This window comes from Vibrio pomeroyi (assembly GCF_024347595.1).
In the GTDB taxonomy this organism is placed as follows: Bacteria; Pseudomonadota; Gammaproteobacteria; order Enterobacterales; family Vibrionaceae; genus Vibrio; species Vibrio pomeroyi.
In genome coordinates this window covers 3,207,152-3,222,861 of record NZ_AP025506.1, presented here as the reverse complement: position 1 = coordinate 3,222,861, position 15,710 = coordinate 3,207,152, and the positions used below count along the sequence as shown (strand labels likewise).

Here is a 15,710-nt window from a genome sequence, read left to right as displayed (position 1 = left end):
GGCAACCTTTTTTTATATCTGGTAAACGCTCAGCTTTATGCTCAGAGTTTATTTTAGATTTAGAAAGACTATTTACGAACCGCAATAGCTTCGATCTCGATACCTACATCTTTTGGCAGACGAGCAACTTCAACACATGAACGTGCAGGGTAGTTTGCAACGCCGTGCTCATCGAAGAATTTGCCGTAAACTTCGTTTACTGTGCCGAAGTCGTTTAGGTCTTTAACGAATACCGTTAGTTTTACGATGTCTTTTACAGTCAGGCCTGAGGCTTCAACAACCGCTTGAACGTTGTCTAGAGATTGGCGAGCTTGCACTGCGATATCCGCAGATACTTCACCAGTTGCTGGGTTTACTGGGATTTGACCAGAAGTCAGTACCATGTTGCCAAGGTCAACACCTTGTACGTATGGGCCGATTGCAGCTGGAGCAGATTCTGTGTGAAGTACTTTAGTCATTGGTTTATTCCATCAGTTATTAGATAAAAATCGTTTTTCAGTGTGCCTTCAAACTTAGCCTAGGTAAAGCGCAAAATACCCCGCACAGGCGAGGTATTTGATAGTTTTTTCGTTCAAACGGGTTGCCGTATGACGTTATCTTTCTGTCACGATTTCGCGAGAGAAAACTTTTTCGCAGTACTTACACTTCAATCGAATATCTTTTTTCTTTTCAAAGATCTTAAAGCTACTTTCAACAGGCTCGTTATGCGTAATGCAGTTAGTGTTTGGACACTCGAACACATCGTTGATTTGCTCTGGAAGTTCTAAGGCTAACTTCTTAACCACTTCGTAATCTTCGATTTGGTTCACTGTTGCGTGAGGTGCGTAAAGCGCCAGCTTGCTTGCCTGTTCTTCTGTGATAAACACATTCTCAATCTTGAGCAGGTCTTTTCCACCTAGTGCAGATGACGGCAGATTTAGGCCAATGGTCACACGCTGGTGAGAGTTGTGCATGTCGAACAGTTTTAGCACCTTGATCCCGATGTTCGCTGGGATATGGTCGATAACAGTACCGTTTTTGATTGCTTCAACTTTTAATTGAGTCTCTTTAGACATGATATCTCTCCTCTACAGCGTTTCGTTAAGAACAAGGGCCAGTAATGCTTCACGCGCGTAAACACCGTTCTCGGCTTGCTGGAAGTAGTAAGCGTAAGGTGTTTTATCGACATCGATAGTAATTTCGTCAACACGAGGAAGAGGGTGTAGAACCTTCAGGTTATCGCGTGCGTTTTCTAGAAGTGCAGCCGTTAGGATGTACGCTGATTTGATGTGCGCGTATTCCGACTCATCAAAGCGCTCTTTTTGAACTCGCGTCATGTACAGAACATCCAGCTCAGGAATCACATCTTCCATGTCGGTCAGTAGTTGGTACTTGATACCCGCTTCATCAAGTTCTTCACAAATGTAGTCTGGCATCGCCAACGCTTCTGGTGCCACAAAGTAGAAACAGATGTTGTCGAATTTCGCGAGTGCTTGAGTCAGAGAGTGAACCGTACGACCGTACTTCAGGTCACCAACGAATGCCACGTTTAGGTTATCTAGGCGGCCTTGTGTTTCTGCAATAGAGAACAAATCTAATAGCGTTTGCGTTGGGTGTTGGTTTGCACCGTCACCTGCATTAATCACAGGTACGCCGTTAGAGAATTCAGAAGCCAGGCGTGCTGCACCTTCTTGAGGGTGGCGCATTACGTAAGCATCAACGTATGAAGAGATAACCTGCACTGAGTCTGCTAGCGTTTCACCTTTCTTCGCCAGTGAAGTGTTACCGCCACTGTCGAAACCAATCACATCACCACCGATGCGTTGAATCGCAGTTTCAAAAGAGAGACGAGTTCGTGTTGAAGGTTCGAAGAAGCAGCTGGCAACAACTTTGTTCTTGATGAGTTCTGGGTTTGGTTCAGCTTTAAGTTGACCTGCCGTTTGAACAATTAATTCTAGCTCTTCACGAGAAAGCTCTGGAATTGAGATGATGTGCTTTTGATAGAGCGAATTCGCCATGATCTTCTTCCCCACAATAATGTATTGGCCATAAAAAAGCCCCCCATAATGGGAGGCTTTAAAAAAGTGCTGAAAAGCAGAATAGACGGCCTGGCAAGCATGCTAGCTTGCGAGCAATATTATGTGTTTTCACAATTTTATTATGTGTTATCACAATATCATTATGTTTTATCACAACATTGCTTGGCGTCATTTTCACTACTCTCAGACAAATTGCCGAGAATTATACGCTTTCAATTTGTGAGCGCAAGCGATTACATCAAGCTTTTGTTTACTTTCATTATTGTCTATTGACCAAGAGTCGCGACCATCACCGCCTTGATGGTGTGCATGCGATTCTCTGCTTCATCAAATACAATCGAGTAGTCAGATTCAAACACTTCGTCAGTCACTTCCAAGCCGTTCATTCCATACTTGTCTGCGACTTGCTGACCAATCACTGTTTCATTGTTATGGAAAGCGGGTAGGCAATGCATGAACTTCACTTGAGGATTACCAGTTAGCTTAATGACATCCATATTCACTTGGTATGGTTTCATTACTGCTACACGTTCGTCCCAAGCTTCAGGGGCTTCACCCATTGAAACCCAAACGTCGGTGTATAGGAAATCACAACCTTTCACGCCTTCAGCAACGTCTTCGGTTAGCGTGATTTTTGCACCAGTGTTTTGTGCAATGGCTTGGCACTCTTCGACAAGTTGTTCTTCTGGCCAAAAGGCTTTTGGCGCGACAAGGCGAATATCCATGCCCATTTTCGCAGCACCGACTAACAGTGAGTTACCCATGTTGTTACGCGCATCGCCTAGGTAAGCAAAGCTGATCTGGTGTAGGTGTTTACCGCGACCATGTTCGACCATTGTAAGGAAGTCAGCCAAGATCTGAGTTGGATGGAATTCATCGGTTAGGCCGTTCCAAACTGGCACACCAGCGTATGCGCCAAGATCTTCGACAATGCTTTGGCCAAAACCACGGTATTCAATGCCGTCGTACATACGACCTAATACACGAGCCGTATCTTTCATTGATTCTTTCTGACCAATCTGAGAACCAGAAGGGCCTAAATAAGAGACTTGAGCACCTTGATCAAAGGCCGCTACCTCAAAAGCACATCGAGTTCGTGTTGATGCTTTTTCAAAGATCAAAGCGATGTTTTTACCGTTAAGCTTTTTCTGCTCTGTACCTGCATACTTAGCTTTTTTCAGGTCAGCGGACAGATCGAGTAAAAACTGAATCTCTTTAGGAGTAAAGTCGAGAAGTTTTAGAAAGTTACGATTGCGAAGATTAAAGGCCATCTCTCGCTCCTTGTGTATATAGAATCAATGAAGAACTCAGTTAAACATAAAAATGCTATATTTGTGAATATTTATTTTGTTAATTTAATAAAAAAGGCCAGTACGATGGTACTGGCCTAGATAAGTTATTGTGTTTGTTCTATTGAATTATCAGCTTAGATACCGTCTCTTTCGATAGGACAACTCATACAACGAGCGCCACCACGACCACGACCTAACTCGTTGCCTGGAATCGTCAGAACTTCGATGCCCGCTTTGTCGTACTTCTCGTTGGTGTAAACATTGCGTTCATAACCGATAACAGTCCCCGGTTTCACTGTCAGTACGTTGTTAGCGTCATTCCACTGTTCACGTTCAGCTTCATAGTTGTCACCACCAGTTGTGATGATCTTCAGCTGATCAAGGCCTAGAGCCCCTTCAATTGCTGACAGGTAGTTTTCGGCTTTCTCTACGCGCATCTCACCATTTTCTTTAGGTGTTAGGCGCCAAGTATCTAGATCTTTGCGAACAATCTCTGGGTAGACAGAGAAAGTGTCTATATCCATGTGTGTCATCACCGTATCAAGGTGCATACAAGAGCGGTGTTTTGGTAAATCGATAGCAATCACTTCGGTTGCTTGGCCCGAACGGAATAAGCTCGCCGCTAGGTTTTCAACACCTTGTGGCTTAGTACGCTCAGAGATACCAACCAGTACCGCGCCTTTACCGATAACCAGTACGTCACCGCCTTCAATATTGGCGTTGTCGTAGTGCAAATCTTCATCACCGAAGTACTTAATGAAGTCTTGTCCGGCAAACACAGGGTGCCAGCGGTAGATAGCACGTAAGTGGTTTGTTTCGCGTTGACGAGCTGGTTTCATCATTGGGTTCAGCGATACACCGCCATAAACCCAGCATGAGGTATCACGCGTAAATAGGTGGTTCGGCAGTGGTTCGATAACGAAATCAAGTGGGCGATGCATCTTAGGTAGCATCGACGATGATTTGATTGGGAGCTCAGAATAAGCCAAGCCACCGAGTAAGATAGTTGCTAGATGCTCATTATCCATTTGAGCAAGATAGCTTCTTAAGTCACGGGCAAAAGTCGGCCCATAACGGAAATCTGAGATTTGAGTATTTAGCAGCCACTCGCGAGCCTGAGGTACGGCAAGCGTTTCGACAAGTAAGTCATGCAGTAGTAGCACTTCTACGTCTTGACTACGCAGTGTCTCTGCAAAAGCATCATGTTCTTCACCAGCAGCTTCAACAGCAAGCACATCATCAAATAGAAGATCATGACAGTTTGAAGGGGTGAGGTGGGTGAGTGCTCTTTCAGGTCTATTTAGGAGAACTCGTCTTAATTGACCGACTTCGGAGCCAACGTACAGCTTACTCATTTTGCATCCTTACTATTAATCCAGGGTCTATTTATGACAAGCTTGGCCGTAATATGCAAGTTTTGGAGGTTGCGTAAATACAAAGTATTTTTTGAATTTACGGTATTAAAAACCGGGTTGATTTGGTTTTTTGGGCTTAAATACTAATTGAGCATGTATCTCATGGAACAACTGTTTTGAAGATCTATGCTCGATTTAGTGTGTGCGAGAAATCTATTTTGCTTATTATTCGTGACTTTTTATTCACTATTATTCACTTTTTGATAGCAAGCTGGGATTTTATGCACCTTGAAACGGGTTGAACGTATGCATCTGTGGTGACTAAGCACGCAATTTCTATTCAAATACGCTTGAAGCGACAATAAAGATGAAATGCTAAAACAGACGTCAGTTAATAAAATGTTGAAAATTTGTTTCTGTGATTTTGATTTCACTTTTGAATTGATATTGCTCCCGCTATCTAGCGATAAACTTACCTTTCTAAGCCTGATCTGGGTGGCTTTTCTGGACGATCCGTGCCATATTTCGTGGCAATCAAATTTGATCTTTTCATAGTCAACACTCTGGAGCAGACACATGTCTCACGAAGATGAATATCTATCAGTAGCGGAATTAATTGAATTTCAAAAGGAAGAGACTCGCGACATCATTGCAGCACTAATTGAAGATGGTAGCGATCCTGAAGCTCTATACGATATCGAGCATCACCTATTTGCTGAAGATTTCGAAGTGCTTGAGAAAGCAGTTGTTGAAGCATTCAAAATGGGCTTTGAAGTGCTTGAAGCTGAAGAGACAGAAGACGAAGATGGCAACAAGCTACTTTGCTGTGATGCAACCATGCAGTCAGCTCTAGATGCAGAGGCGATCGATGCGCAAGTTGAGAAGCTTGTGAACCTTGCAGAGAAATTCGACATTATCTACGACGGTTGGGGCACTTACTACGAAGGTGAAGATGCTATCTACCCTGACGAAGATGATGAAGGCGAAGAGTAATTTCTTCCCAGTTTGAAAGAATGCCAGCCTAGAGCTGGCATTTTTTTATCCTCAGAAAAATAAATGTCTTTAAATGCATTCATTCATTATAATGCGGTCAAAATTGATCTAGCTCAAGGAATGATATGCGGTTACTTCTCGATGGTCTTTGGCAAATTTCGCCATTGACGGATCTCTCTATCCCACAAGATGACATTACCTTTCCTGCTCCATTAAGCTCAAAGCTCCCTGATAGCTTAAGTGAAGATGAAATCGCAGAGCAAGAGTGGCACCTGATGCATGACATCGAAGTTGATGATGCTATGTTGGCGTGTCCATTCGTTGAGTTGGTCGTAGCGGGTGTCGATTACTTTGCTGAAGTGCGACTTAATGGTGTTGCTGTGTTTGATTGCGATGGTAGCCAAGCTGAATATCGCAAAGATATCCGCCCTTATATGCAGCCTGGCCGAAACCGTTTTGAGATCCTTTTCCTTGAAGAAGAGGAGAGCTTGTTACTCGAAGAGGATATGGATGAGTCTATATCTTCACAGGCTATCGCGAAATCTGATTCACGCATCGGGATTTGGCAAGCACCGTACCTGCAGTTCGTTCGAAACGTCAAACTAGAACAAGTTGTCACTGAGCAGATCTGGCACCACGGTGGTGGCTGTGAGTTTAAAGTGGATGTGATTTATCAGACGCTAAAAGCAGGTTTGGTATCTGCATCAATTAAGTTCAACGGCATGACACTCGTGATGCCGATAGATGTGCGAGCTGAGCATACTGGCGTGGTGTTTCAAGTGGAGGCTCCTATGGTATTTAACCTTGAGAAGCCTAACCCTAAGCACTTATACCAGTTAGAAGTTGAACTCGATGGGCAAAAAGAGAGTTCTTTCGTTGCCTTAAATCCAGCGTCTTGTGTGAGTAACTTTTTACGTTAAAAGCTAGTAACTAGCGTCTGATACTTATAACGCTTTGGCCATGACAACTTCACAAGCATCATGGCCTGTTTCTCCCCAAGCTGAATCAAGGTGTTCAAACTCCAGTTTTTCATAGAGTTTTACTGCAGCACCCAAGCATTCCGTTGTTTCCAAGTACATGTGTTGGTAGCCAAGTTGCTTAGCCAGTTTTAGGCTTTGAGCTACGATGCGCTTTGCCAAACCTTGCCCTCGGGTTTGTGGTAGGAAGTACATTTTCTGTAGCTCACATACATCTGGTCGGCCAGCTAATGGTGCAAAACCACCGCCACCTACCACTTCACCTTGATATTCGATCACCCAGTATATTGCGTTATCTTTGTTATAGACAGAGTACATGTCATCAAGGGTAGGATCGGCCACGCCATAACCTTTATCTTCGGTGAGTCCATGTTCCGCTGAAACTTTACGAATCACATTGGCTAACTGCGGGTTATCTGATTGAGTGAGTGGGCGAAGTATGAACTCGTCAACTTGGCAGACATTTGCTAACCCTTTTAAGTACGTTTCCAGTCCAACTTTCAGCTGTTGTTGTTCATCTTCATTGAGAGTCAGCAGCATGTCTTCGAAAAAGGTGTTTTGTTGCACGTCTAATTGACTCAACATGTTTTGCCCAAGAGACGTCAGTGTCACCCATTGGCTGCGTTTGTCTTTTGAATTTTCGATAGTCTCTACCAACTCAAGTTTGCTGAGTCCAGCCACCGTTCGACTGGCATTAGATTTATCGACATTGAGCTGTTGTGCTAATTGATTGATGGTTAAAGGCTGGAGTTGGATCTCTCCTAATGCATGAGCTTGGACAGGAGTGAGCGTGACCTCACCACATTGTTTATCAAGCATACCCAGTAAGCGCACGGCTTGGCGGGAGTATTGTCTTAGCTTTCGAGCATCCATAATTTTCACCTTTAAATAAAGTTGCGAACCGCAATTAAATTAATTGCGGTATGCAACTTTGTCAATGGTAAATTCTCTTAATTAAGCATGTTGGTGCAAACAGAACTGAGGTTGGGTTGTTTGGCTTTCTGCTTTTCGTAGCCACACTTTCTCGTGGAAGTAGTAAGCAACTGTATTTAAAGTTGGCTCAAGCAAAGCCATCACGCCGCCGATGAAGGCATCGCCAGTCAACAAGTAGACGACGGTAAAGGCAACACTAAAGTGAATGGTCGCAAAACTTGCTGTTTTTAACTTTGTCATCCACTGACGAGTTTTAAGCGCTGGAACTTGAGCCCACGCCTTTTCATGAAAATAGAAGGCAACCGTATTCACAGAAGGCTCAATCATAGCGATTAAGCTACCAATTAAGATGTCGCCTGTTAGTACGTAAGCGACACTAAATGCGATAGTAAAATGTAATGCAGCAAAGGTTAGTGTCTTTTTCATGATAATTACTCAGTCGTTGTGTTGTTTCGATAGAACTATTATTGAGAATTATTATCATTAAATCTAATGGGTAGTTAAGATTGTTTTGATAGGCAAAAGCTATCAAAGAATTCTAGAGATAGCATTATCACTAGTTAAGTGTCATTACATAGTGATAAATATCTTAGTAAGACCCATTCAGCTCTTTGTTATTATTTGTAAAAATTATGATAACTCCCTTTGATTTATCCACTCAAGTTATTGATTAGCATGGCGTGTTTCTATAGCGTGCACTCTCTCAATGCGCACCAAGATGCGCATGATTTAATGATAAACGTCAGATGGAGTTAAAATGGAAAACAAAGAGTTGGAAACCAAGGTTCTCTTTAGTGGGAAAGGGAAAGAGTACTTTGGAATATGGATTGTTAATATTCTACTATCGGTGATCACGCTCGGTATTTATTCGGCGTGGGCAAAAGTACGCAACAAGCGCTATTTCTACGGCCATACGTCGATCGCAGGTGATAGCTTTGAATATCATGGACAACCAATACAGATCCTAAAAGGGCGTATTATTGCGGTAGTTTGTGTAGTGATTTGGTCTGTGTCTGAACAAGTGTCACCTTTGTTGTCTTTAGGGCTAATAGTCGCGTTTGTACTACTGTTGCCTTTGTTGTCTCGTAGCAATGCTCGCTTTGATTCTGCGATGACCAGCTTTCGTAATGTACATTTTTCATTTAATGGAACAATTGCAGGGGCGTATTGGGCGATTCTAGGGCGAGGTACTTTAGCGACTGTAGGATTTGTTGCAGCAATGGGTATGGTTGTGTTTGCAATGAAGCTGAATATAGTGGCGGGCGTGCTAGCAATATTGGTGTTATTGCCTGCTTATGTATACCTACAAGCGTGGTCGTTGGTTGGCATTGCAAACTACTTCTCTAATGGTTATCGCTATGGTGAACGCCAGTTCAAAGCGGATTACAAAAATGCGTTTTACTTTAAAACCTATATTGTCGCGACACTGATTTGGTTGGCGCTGATGGCTCTGGTTTTGGTGAGCTTTGTTGCTATTGTTGGCGTAAACCTAGTTAGTAACCTTGAATCTTTTACTGAGATCATGAGTCATAGCGATATTGCTACCTTTATGATCGGGTACTATTTGGTCTTTATTGCTATCGGTCTTGCGATTGGTGCTTACCTTAAAGTAAAAGTTCGTAACTACACATTCTCTCGATTGGTTCTAGAAGGAAAAGACACTGAGACTGCGTCTGAATTTAGCTTTGTATCTACATTGACCGTTAAAGGTTATGTGAGCTTAGTGGTAACTAATTTCTTACTTCAAGTTGTGACTATTGGTCTTGCTCGACCTTGGGTTATGGTAAGAACGACGAACTATCTTGCTAATAATACCTTTGTTTACGGCGACATAGAGTTATTAGTTGCTAGCGATCAAGACTCTAATGTGAAGTCAGCTGTTTCTGATGAAGTAGCGCAAGCTTTTGATGTCGATCTCGGTATTGGCTAATGTTATTGGGATTGGCTCATCCACCTCGCAGCTCTCAACGCTGCGAGGCAAAGCTTGATACTTCACTGGATGGTATGCTGGTACTTTACGTTGGAGACCAACGTATATCTGCAGGGCTAGATAGGGTAGAGGTCAGTGTTGGTGTTAGTTCAACGCCAAGTAAAATTACTTTTCCCGATGGTTGGCTTTTTGTCGCTCAACCTTGTGATGAACTAACGACATTTTTAAAGCAGCATAACCAACATGATTGGGTTGGAAAGTTAGAAAAGAACGCATTAGCGCTCGTAATCTGCAGCGTAGTCATACTTTCTTTGACGGTTGGAACATTCACTCATGGTATTCCGTGGCTGACTGAGCGTGTCGTCGCTTATCTTCCTGAACCGTTCTCAAAAGTGGTAGAAGAGCGAGTTTTAGTTTCCCTAGATAAGCAATTATTTGAGCCGTCGGAGTTAGCTTTGTCTCGTCAGGTCAAGATTCGGCAGCGGTTTGAAGGACATTTAAGAGAGCTCGGTATTGATGGGAAGGTTCGTTTACTATTTCGCTCTTCCGATTTAGGAGCAAATGCGTTTGCGTTAAGCCATCGCACCATTATTGTGCTCGATGATCTGGTTAAGCTCATGGAAACCCAGCAGCAATTGGATGGTATTTTGTTTCATGAATTGGGGCATTTAGAGCATCAGCATGTCATGAAAACCATTGTGCGTTCGAGCTTGATCTCGCTCTCTATTGCATTGTTGACCGGGGAGAGTTCCGGAGTGATTGATAACTTAGCGGGAATTGGTGTATTTGTTGCTAACAATGGTCAGTCACAGCAAGCAGAACGCGAAGCCGATAGGTATGCAGCGGACTCGATGTGGCAGATACATGGTACCAACAAGCCAATGATTGAGATGTTTCAATTATTACAAGGAAGCTCTGAGCATGTGGCTGAGCTGCCGGCGTGGTTAAGCACTCACCCTGAGTTAACAGAGCGTATTGATTTACTGAAAAGTGTTCAATAGCAATAACTGACAAGATCAAAAAAGGGCAGAATAATCTGCCCTTTTTTACATGCTTGAATTGGTCGGTTAATTTACCAATTACAGTGCAGCGATAGTCGCTTTTTGCTCTTCAAGCTTAACAAGAGTCTCTTGGTAGCCTTCAAGCTTCTCACGCTCTTTCGCGATAACGGCTTCTGGTGCTTTAGCAACAAAACCTTCGTTACCTAGCTTACCTTCGATACGCTTAATCTCACCGTGAGTCTTCGCTACTTCTTTATCTAGACGAGCAAGCTCAGCATCTTTGTCGATAAGACCCGCCATTGGGATCATCAACTCAGATTTGCCAACCAGTTTAGTTGCACAAGCCGGAGTCTCTTCACCGTCTGCTAGGACTTTAATGTCGTCTAGTTTAGCTAGAGAGTTTAGAACGATCTTGTTCGCTTCGATACGAGCAGCGTCTTTCTCATCAGCGACTTTGATCATTACTTCTAAGCCTTGGCTTGGTGCAATGTCGTATTCCGCACGTAGGTTACGGATAGCTGTGATGAAAGTCTTAACCCACTCGATGTCTTCAACGATCTCAGCATTGAAGTTATCTTCGTTAAACTGAGGAAGCGCTTGAGTCATGATTGTCTCGCCTTCAACGCCGTCTACTAGCGGCTTAACGCTTTGCCAGATAGATTCAGTGATGTAAGGAAGAACAGGGTGAGCAAGACGCAGAGTCTTCTCTAGAACCGTGATAAGCGTGTAACGAGTCGCTTGTTGCTGAGCTTCAGTACCTTTCCAAAGAACAGGTTTAGTTAGCTCTAGGTACCAGTCACAGAATTGGTTCCAGATGAATTCGTAAAGCGTGTTTGCTGCCATGTCTAGACGGTAGTTGTCTAGGTGAGCGTTAAACTCTTTCGCTGCAACTTCAAACTGAGATTCAATCCACTTATCTGCTAGAGAGAATTCCATGTTTGCACGGTCTTCAACAGACAGTGACATGCCACAATCGTGCTCTTCTGTATTCATCAGTACGTAACGGCTTGCGTTCCATAGCTTGTTACAGAAGTTACGGTAACCTTCAAGACGCTTCATGTCCCAGTTGATGTCACGGCCCGTTGAAGCCATAGCAGCAAGAGTGAAACGCAGTGCGTCAGTACCGTATGGTTCGATACCGTTTTCGAAAGTTTTACGTGTTGCTTTTTCGATCTTAGCAGCCAGTTTAGGTTGCATCATGTTGCCACAACGCTTCTCTACTAGCTCTTCAAGGCCGATGCCGTCAATCATGTCGATTGGGTCAAGTACGTTCCCCTTCGATTTAGACATCTTGTCGCCGTTTTCATCACGGATAAGACCTGTCATGTAAACCGTTTTGAAAGGTACTTGAGCCTTGCCATCTTCGTCTTTCACGAAGTGCATGGTCATCATGATCATACGAGCAACCCAGAAGAAGATAATATCAAAACCAGATACTAGTACTTCAGATGGGTGGAATGTTTTCAGCGCTTCAGTATCTTCAGGCCAGCCTTGCGTGCCGAATGTCCAAAGTGCAGAAGAGAACCAAGTGTCTAGTACGTCGTCGTCTTGCTTAAGTACAACAACAGGCGCTAGGTTGTTCTTTTCACGAACTTCTTCTTCAGTGCGACCTACGTATACTTTACCATCGTTGTCGTACCATGCTGGGATACGGTGGCCCCACCAAAGTTGACGAGAGATACACCAGTCTTGCACGTCACGCATCCACGCGAAGTACATGTTTTCGTACTGCTTAGGTACGAACTGGATTTGACCATCTTCAACGGCTTTAACTGCAGGCTCAGCAAGAGGTGCTGTGCGCACGTACCATTGGTCAGTCAGCATTGGTTCGATAACTACACCACCACGGTCGCCGTAAGGTACGGTTAGGTCGTGATCTTTGATCTCTTCAAGAAGACCAAGTTCTTCGAATTCAGCAACAATAGCTTTACGAGCAGCAAAGCGCTCCATGCCTTGGTATTTAGCAGGGATGTCTGTTGAGTAAACATCGCTTTCTTCGCCGTTAGTTGTGAATACTTCAGCAGCATCACGGATATCAGCGTTGAACGTTAGGATGTTGATCATTGGTAGGTTGTTGCGCTTACCCACTTCGTAATCGTTAAAGTCGTGAGCTGGTGTGATCTTCACACAACCAGTACCTTTTTCCATGTCTGCGTGCTCATCACCTACGATAGGGATAAGACGGTTTACTACAGGAAGTAGGATTTCTTTACCGATAAGATCTTTGTAACGTGGATCTTCTGGGTTTACCGCTACGCCAGTATCACCAAGCATGGTTTCTGGACGAGTAGTAGCAACAACAATGTAGTCTTTGCCATCCGCCGTTTTAACACCGTTCGCTAGCGGGTAGCGGAAGTGCCACATGAAACCTTTTTTGTCTTTGTTTTCAACTTCAAGATCAGAAATCGCAGTGTGCAGTTTAGGATCCCAGTTTACTAGACGCTTACCACGGTAGATTAGGTCTTCTTCGTATAGACGAACAAACACTTCTTGAGTCGCAGCCGATAGGCCGTCATCCATAGTGAATCGCTCGCGATCCCAGTCTACAGATGCACCAAGACGACGAAGTTGTTGAGTGATCGTGCCACCTGATTCACCTTTCCATTCCCAGATCTTGTCGATGAAAGCTTCACGGCCGTAGTCGTGTTTTGTTTTGCCTTCTTCAGCAGCAATCTTACGCTCAACAACCATTTGAGTTGCGATACCAGCGTGGTCAGTACCCACTTGCCAAAGCGTGTTTTTGCCTTTCATACGTTGAGCACGGATAAGCGTATCCATGATCGTATCTTGGAACGCGTGACCCATATGCAGGCTGCCAGTGACGTTCGGTGGCGGGATCATGATGCTGTAAGCTTCTTTTGATGTGTCACCGTGTGGCTTAAAGTAGCCTTTCTCTTCCCAAGTCTGATACAGAGCTTGTTCGATTGATGTTGGGTTGTATGTCTTTTCCATAGTGCTCTTAAACGGATACTGTGAATGGTTAATCGTGGTCAAACTTCATAAGTGAAGCTTCTTGAATCTAAATCCAAAGATAGCTTTAACTATGAGGTTTGACTATGGATGTTGAATCTCGATAGTTTGTAGCTGATATCCAGCCTGACGGTAAATTTTATACCTTTCTCGAGCGAGTTGCTTAGCTTTTTCTTCGCAAGGAACGAAGTCTATCACCTGAGCAAAGGCGTTCGCAAAGGTTGTATGATTATCGGCCAGATTAATTACCAGCTGACGATTCCAATTGTGTTTTACACCTTGGTAGCCAATTTCAATGTTGGTTGAATATTTCGGACCTTCGCCAACTAAGTTGTGCGCAATAAATTCACTGGGTTCAACTTGCCAGAAAATCTCTGCGATACGCTCGGCATGTTCTTTGTCATTACAGTTGAGGTAAAGTTTAGCGCCTTGTTTCGCAAAATGCTGAGCAAGAAACAGCACATAGTGAGCAAAACCTTCTTCACTGGCTTGCGGGCTATCTGATGACACTATGTAAAACGTAGCTGTCTGCATGCTTAATACTCGAACTGGAAATCGTGGCTATTCATCTTACTGGGTCAATAGACTCTGACAAATAGCGCTTATTAAAAAAGGGCCCGTAGGCCCTTCTCATTATTTTGAAGATTGCTCTTCAGTCTCATGGCCGCTGCGGTTCAATAAGAATTGGACTAGCATTGAGACAGGACGACCTGTCGAGCCTTTCGCTGCACCAGATTTCCAAGCTGTACCTGCGATATCTAGGTGAGCCCAGTGGTACTTCTTAGTGAACTTAGACAGGAAGCAACCAGCTGTGATAGTACCGCCAGGGCGGCCGCCGATGTTCGCCATATCTGCGAATGGGCTGTTTAGCTGCTCGTGGTACTCGTCTGCCATTGGTAGACGCCATGCACGGTCACTTGCTTGCTCTGAAGCATTTACAAGTTCGTGAGACAGTGGGTTGTGGTTTGATAGAACGCCACTGATGTGGTGACCTAGAGCAATAACACACGCGCCTGTTAGCGTTGCGACGTCAACTACGCAATCTGGTTCGAAACGCTCAACGTAAGTTAGCGCATCACAAAGAACCAAGCGACCTTCAGCATCAGTGTTTAAAACTTCAACGGTTTGGCCTGACATCGTCGTTAGGATGTCACCTGGGCGGTAAGCATTGCTACCAGGCATGTTTTCACAACCCGCTAGAATACCGACAACGTTGATTGGCAAGTTAAGTTTCGCCAATGCTTTCATTGTACCGAATACAGACGCCGCACCACACATATCGTACTTCATCTCATCCATGCCTTCACCAGGCTTAAGTGAGATACCGCCTGAATCGAACGTAAGGCCTTTACCAACAAGTACAATCGGTTTTGCATCTGAATCAGGTGCGCCTTTGTACTCCATGATAGACATCATAGATTCGTTCTTAGAGCCACGACCTACCGCTAGGTAAGAAGTCATGCCCAGTTTTTCCATCTCTTCTTCACCGATGATCTTAGTCGTTACGGTTTCGAAGTCGTCAGCTAGGCGACGAGCTTGAGAGGCAAGGTATGCTGGGTTAGCAATGTTTGGTGGCATGTTGCCAAGATCTTTAGACGCTTTAACACCAGAAGCAATAGCAAGACCATGAGAGATCGCTTTTTCACCAAGGCTTAGCTCGCGACGTGTTGGTACGTTGAATACCAATTTACGTAGTGGGCGACGAGTCTCTGGTTTGTTGCTCTTGAATTGGTCAAATGTGTAAAGACCATCTTTAGTCGCTTCTACTGCTTGGCGAACTTTCCAGTAAGTGTCACGGCCTTTAACGTGAAGTTCTGTAAGGAAACATACTGCTTCCATAGAACCTGTTTCGTTTAGTGTGCTGATGGTTTTTTGAATAATTTCTTTGTATTGACGCTCGCCTAGCTCACGTTCTTTACCACAGCCTACTAGTAGAACACGTTCTGAAAGTACACCAGGTACTTGATGCAGTAGTAGCATCTGGCCAGGTTTACCCTCTAGATCACCGCGACGAAGCAGTGAACTAATGTAGCCATCGCTAATCTTATCTAATTGCTCGGCTACTGGAGAAAGGCGGCGCGGTTCGAATACACCGACAACGATACATGCGCTGCGCTGTTTCTCTGGGCTGCCACTTTTTACACTGAACTCCATGCGTACTCCTACATCCTGAAGACAAATCGAACTAAATGTTAGATAATGGGTTCTTACTTGTTGGATCCTATAATGGAACTAACCTTA

14 protein-coding genes are annotated in these 15,710 nt (G+C 44.1%); 4 read left to right on the top strand and 10 right to left on the bottom strand.

All coding sequences use genetic code 11. The features are described from left to right. Nucleotides 1–68: 68 nt before the first annotated feature. The 5 genes from OCV12_RS14170 to arcA form a co-directional block, all read right to left on the bottom strand. On the bottom strand, nucleotides 69–458 hold the full coding sequence (locus tag OCV12_RS14170; RefSeq protein WP_009847729.1) for a RidA family protein: 390 nt from the start codon (nucleotides 456–458) through the stop codon (nucleotides 69–71). 135 nt (nucleotides 459–593) lie between these two features. Further along, on the bottom strand, nucleotides 594–1,055 hold the full coding sequence (gene pyrI, locus OCV12_RS14165; protein WP_261884918.1) for an aspartate carbamoyltransferase regulatory subunit: 462 nt from the start codon (nucleotides 1,053–1,055) through the stop codon (nucleotides 594–596). 12 nt (nucleotides 1,056–1,067) lie between these two features. Continuing rightward, nucleotides 1,068–1,997 carry an aspartate carbamoyltransferase gene (gene pyrB, locus OCV12_RS14160; protein ID WP_132764310.1) on the bottom strand — a complete coding sequence of 310 codons (930 nt, stop codon included), beginning with the start codon at nucleotides 1,995–1,997 and terminating at the stop codon, nucleotides 1,068–1,070. Nucleotides 1,998–2,284: 287 nt separating this feature from the next. Beyond that, on the bottom strand, nucleotides 2,285–3,289 hold the full coding sequence (locus tag OCV12_RS14155) for an ornithine carbamoyltransferase (protein ID WP_261884917.1): 1,005 nt from the start codon (nucleotides 3,287–3,289) through the stop codon (nucleotides 2,285–2,287). A 155-nt stretch (nucleotides 3,290–3,444) separates the two neighbouring features. Continuing rightward, nucleotides 3,445–4,665 (bottom strand): arginine deiminase, encoded by a 1,221-nt coding sequence (gene arcA / locus OCV12_RS14150; RefSeq protein WP_017632293.1) that lies wholly within the window; start codon nucleotides 4,663–4,665, stop codon nucleotides 3,445–3,447. Between the two features lie 576 nt (nucleotides 4,666–5,241). Between arcA and rraB the strand changes: the two genes are divergently transcribed. Both rraB and OCV12_RS14140 read left to right on the top strand, forming a co-directional pair. Continuing rightward, complete coding sequence (gene rraB, locus OCV12_RS14145) at nucleotides 5,242–5,658, top strand: ribonuclease E inhibitor RraB (RefSeq protein WP_017633027.1); 417 nt, start codon at nucleotides 5,242–5,244, stop codon at nucleotides 5,656–5,658. 125 nt (nucleotides 5,659–5,783) lie between these two features. Beyond that, on the top strand, nucleotides 5,784–6,578 hold the full coding sequence (locus tag OCV12_RS14140; RefSeq protein WP_261884916.1) for a glycosyl hydrolase 2 galactose-binding domain-containing protein: 795 nt from the start codon (nucleotides 5,784–5,786) through the stop codon (nucleotides 6,576–6,578). A 24-nt stretch (nucleotides 6,579–6,602) separates the two neighbouring features. On the opposite strand, the gene OCV12_RS14135 is transcribed toward OCV12_RS14140, so the two are convergent. Both OCV12_RS14135 and OCV12_RS14130 read right to left on the bottom strand, forming a co-directional pair. Further along, the gene (locus tag OCV12_RS14135) at nucleotides 6,603–7,508 is read right to left on the bottom strand and encodes a bifunctional helix-turn-helix transcriptional regulator/GNAT family N-acetyltransferase (RefSeq protein WP_261884915.1); all 906 of its coding nucleotides are present in this window, start codon (nucleotides 7,506–7,508) and stop codon (nucleotides 6,603–6,605) included. An 81-nt stretch (nucleotides 7,509–7,589) separates the two neighbouring features. Then, the gene (locus OCV12_RS14130) at nucleotides 7,590–7,994 is read right to left on the bottom strand and encodes a DUF2061 domain-containing protein (RefSeq protein WP_171762531.1); all 405 of its coding nucleotides are present in this window, start codon (nucleotides 7,992–7,994) and stop codon (nucleotides 7,590–7,592) included. Between the two features lie 331 nt (nucleotides 7,995–8,325). Between OCV12_RS14130 and OCV12_RS14125 the strand changes: the two genes are divergently transcribed. Both OCV12_RS14125 and OCV12_RS14120 read left to right on the top strand, forming a co-directional pair. Beyond that, entirely contained in the window at nucleotides 8,326–9,498 is a 1,173-nt protein-coding gene (locus tag OCV12_RS14125; RefSeq protein ID WP_261884914.1) for a YjgN family protein, read from the top strand. Beyond that, on the top strand, nucleotides 9,498–10,499 hold the full coding sequence (locus OCV12_RS14120; RefSeq protein WP_261884913.1) for a M48 family metallopeptidase: 1,002 nt from the start codon (nucleotides 9,498–9,500) through the stop codon (nucleotides 10,497–10,499). The genes OCV12_RS14125 and OCV12_RS14120 overlap by 1 nt, the downstream gene beginning before the upstream one ends. Before the next feature lie 78 nt (nucleotides 10,500–10,577). Here the strand turns inward: OCV12_RS14120 and OCV12_RS14115 are convergent, their stop codons facing one another. From OCV12_RS14115 to pepA, 3 genes are all read right to left on the bottom strand, one after another. Further along, the gene (locus OCV12_RS14115) at nucleotides 10,578–13,451 is read right to left on the bottom strand and encodes a valine--tRNA ligase (protein WP_261884912.1); all 2,874 of its coding nucleotides are present in this window, start codon (nucleotides 13,449–13,451) and stop codon (nucleotides 10,578–10,580) included. Nucleotides 13,452–13,553: 102 nt separating this feature from the next. Beyond that, nucleotides 13,554–14,003: a DNA polymerase III subunit chi gene (locus OCV12_RS14110; RefSeq protein ID WP_017055302.1), complete on the bottom strand. Its 450-nt coding sequence runs from the start codon at nucleotides 14,001–14,003 to the stop codon at nucleotides 13,554–13,556. 99 nt (nucleotides 14,004–14,102) lie between these two features. Continuing rightward, nucleotides 14,103–15,623 (bottom strand): leucyl aminopeptidase, encoded by a 1,521-nt coding sequence (gene pepA, locus OCV12_RS14105; RefSeq protein WP_017633033.1) that lies wholly within the window; start codon nucleotides 15,621–15,623, stop codon nucleotides 14,103–14,105. Nucleotides 15,624–15,710 lie beyond the last annotated feature (87 nt).

Excerpts from the sequence above, each read along its gene's own strand:
- OCV12_RS14170 (WP_009847729.1), bottom strand. The coding sequence starts at position 458 with ATGACTAAAGTACTTCACACAGAATCTGCTCCAGCTGCAATCGGCCCA.
- pyrI (WP_261884918.1), bottom strand. The coding sequence starts at position 1,055 with ATGTCTAAAGAGACTCAATTAAAAGTTGAAGCAATCAAAAACGGTACT.
- pyrB (WP_132764310.1), bottom strand. The coding sequence starts at position 1,997 with ATGGCGAATTCGCTCTATCAAAAGCACATCATCTCAATTCCAGAGCTT.
- OCV12_RS14155 (WP_261884917.1), bottom strand. The coding sequence starts at position 3,289 with ATGGCCTTTAATCTTCGCAATCGTAACTTTCTAAAACTTCTCGACTTT.
- arcA (WP_017632293.1), bottom strand. The coding sequence starts at position 4,665 with ATGAGTAAGCTGTACGTTGGCTCCGAAGTCGGTCAATTAAGACGAGTT.
- rraB (WP_017633027.1), top strand. The coding sequence starts at position 5,242 with ATGTCTCACGAAGATGAATATCTATCAGTAGCGGAATTAATTGAATTT.
- OCV12_RS14140 (WP_261884916.1), top strand. The coding sequence starts at position 5,784 with ATGCGGTTACTTCTCGATGGTCTTTGGCAAATTTCGCCATTGACGGAT.
- OCV12_RS14135 (WP_261884915.1), bottom strand. The coding sequence starts at position 7,508 with ATGGATGCTCGAAAGCTAAGACAATACTCCCGCCAAGCCGTGCGCTTA.
- OCV12_RS14130 (WP_171762531.1), bottom strand. The coding sequence starts at position 7,994 with ATGAAAAAGACACTAACCTTTGCTGCATTACATTTTACTATCGCATTT.
- OCV12_RS14125 (WP_261884914.1), top strand. The coding sequence starts at position 8,326 with ATGGAAAACAAAGAGTTGGAAACCAAGGTTCTCTTTAGTGGGAAAGGG.
- OCV12_RS14120 (WP_261884913.1), top strand. The coding sequence starts at position 9,498 with ATGTTATTGGGATTGGCTCATCCACCTCGCAGCTCTCAACGCTGCGAG.
- OCV12_RS14115 (WP_261884912.1), bottom strand. The coding sequence starts at position 13,451 with ATGGAAAAGACATACAACCCAACATCAATCGAACAAGCTCTGTATCAG.
- OCV12_RS14110 (WP_017055302.1), bottom strand. The coding sequence starts at position 14,003 with ATGCAGACAGCTACGTTTTACATAGTGTCATCAGATAGCCCGCAAGCC.
- pepA (WP_017633033.1), bottom strand. The coding sequence starts at position 15,623 with ATGGAGTTCAGTGTAAAAAGTGGCAGCCCAGAGAAACAGCGCAGCGCA.